Genomic DNA, 1,986 nt, shown 5'->3' with positions numbered 1-1,986 from the left:
CAGTCTGTCCGAAAACCTTATTTTTAGGCATAAATTTAGCCCCTTTCCTTCATCTGTGACATTGAAAACTGAATAAAATACACAGGATGAAGAAAGAGGCTTATGCCTGTTCCATCAATTCCATCATTTTTTGAAATCCAAGGAGATTCTTCGCCCGTTCCAGGTTATAACCCAGACAAAAGAGCGCAAACTCTCCAGCCACTTTCCGTATTCCCCTTAAAAGAAAATAAGTGGCTCCCATTGCTCGTTTTATTGTTCCAAACGGATGCTCCGACAGGCACATCCTCCGGCTCATCTTTTCTTTATCCGGTTTCAGGAAAAACTTCACAACCTTTCTTTTTTCATAATGCCATTTTTCACCCGTTTTCGTTTCCTCCGGCTTCTTTCCTTCGGCTTCCAGCCAGCCCTTACATGGTTTTACCAGCTGATCTTTGGTAAAGTCGATCTCTTTCCATTCGCCTTTTCCCTTGTAACACTTATTGCGGTTCGGGCAATGTTTACACGCATTTTTATTGGCATAGCGGATATTCCCGTTTTTCTTTATGCTCTTCTGTCTCAGGATTTCCCCAGCCGGACAGTATACCAGGTTTCTCTCAGGATCTCTGACAAAATAACCTTCTTTTGCTTTTTCCTGCATTTCCTCAGGACTTCCATAGACACTGCTGTTTTCCCGTTTTTCATCCACCACTTTACGACGGACTGTTTCTACCTTCATATCCTGTATCACTTCTGCATAAACTTCCGGTATCTTACCTGCATGCAGTGCTTTCTTCAGTTCTTCTGGCTCTGTGCTGGCAGTATCCGTTTCTGCCTCTTCATAAGGGATTTCTATGTCATAACCGTCTTTTCCATCATCTGTTATGACATGTGGGATAATACCGTTCTCCAGACACTCCACCATATCTTCCACAGCTTCATAACCTTTATCTGCTACTACTTCTATGATCTTTTCCGGTTCAGAGCTCTTTATCCCCTGCATCGTACTTTCCAGCAATCCATGGTCGGTTACCTGATTGGTCATCTGAAAATCTCGGATCAGATGTGTTTCAGAATCTACCGCCGTCTGTGGGTTATATGCTACTGTAAACCCATTTTTATTTTTCATGAGTTTTGCATCCGCATCTGTGATCGAAAGCTGGGATACCCCGGTTTCTTCCATCAGCTTCTGATAACCTTCGTATCTGGCAAGTCTCTCCTGTGCTTCTTTTAACTTGGCTTCAAGACTTTCTCTTGTCAGTTCTCCTGAAATCACGTCTGTTTCTTCCTGCTTGTCCATTTCATTCAGGATCCTTAGATACTCATCTGTATGACCATTCAGCCATTTGATCCTGTCATCCAGTTTGTTTTTGGTGAAGTTGTTATCTTTTGCGTTATCCGCCTGGATCTTTGTTCCATCCACGGAAGAAAATCCCCATTCCACTGCACCGGAGATCCGGCGGTTGAATTCATAAAAAATCTCTTTCAGGCTGTCTATGTTGTTTTTCCTGAAATCTGCAATGGTGCGAAAATCCGGTTCTACACCGCCGATCATCCATTTCACTTCAAGATTTACTTTACAGCTTTCAGCCAGTTTCCGTGAAGAACGGATACCTTTCCTGCTTCCGTAAATATATATCTTATAAAGGCTCTTAGGATCGTAAGATGGACGGCCTTCTTCTGCCACAGGTTTTACACCGTATTTCCCTATATCAAGATGGTTCACAAACGCATCAATTATCCTTGCAATACTTTCTTTATCTACAAATGCGTCCCATGAACAGCACATCAGCTGGTCACGGTCAAAACCTGAAACATATGGCATCTCAATTCACCTCAGAACAATTTTTCTCTGGTTTCATTATACTATATCTGAAACATAGATGCACGATTTCTGTGTACTTTATTCAGTTTTCAATGTGCAATTTTAATTTATATTGAACGCTCACAAGAGCATATCAATCTTTTTCTCATCAGATTAGATTATCCGAGTTTTCGGACAGTCTCCCC

1 protein-coding gene is annotated in these 1,986 nt (G+C 41.8%); it reads right to left on the bottom strand.

The window, feature by feature from the left end; all coding sequences use genetic code 11:
• Positions 1 to 100 precede the first annotated feature (100 nt).
• Entirely contained in the window at positions 101 to 1,801 is a 1,701-nt protein-coding gene (locus ACTNC6_RS16065) for a transposase (RefSeq protein ID WP_441044643.1), read from the bottom strand.
• Between the last annotated feature and the right edge of the window lie 185 nt (positions 1,802 to 1,986).

The organism is Blautia sp. HCP3S3_C4, from assembly GCF_052064095.1.
Lineage (GTDB): Bacteria > Bacillota > Clostridia > Lachnospirales > Lachnospiraceae > Blautia_A.
Note: the sequence above shows the minus strand (reverse complement) of the source record. Positions and strands in the feature narration are given on the sequence as shown.

Bases quoted from the DNA above. Each gene is read 5' to 3' on its own strand.
- ACTNC6_RS16065 (WP_441044643.1), bottom strand. From the start codon at position 1,801: ATGCCATATGTTTCAGGTTTTGACCGTGACCAGCTGATGTGCTGTTCA.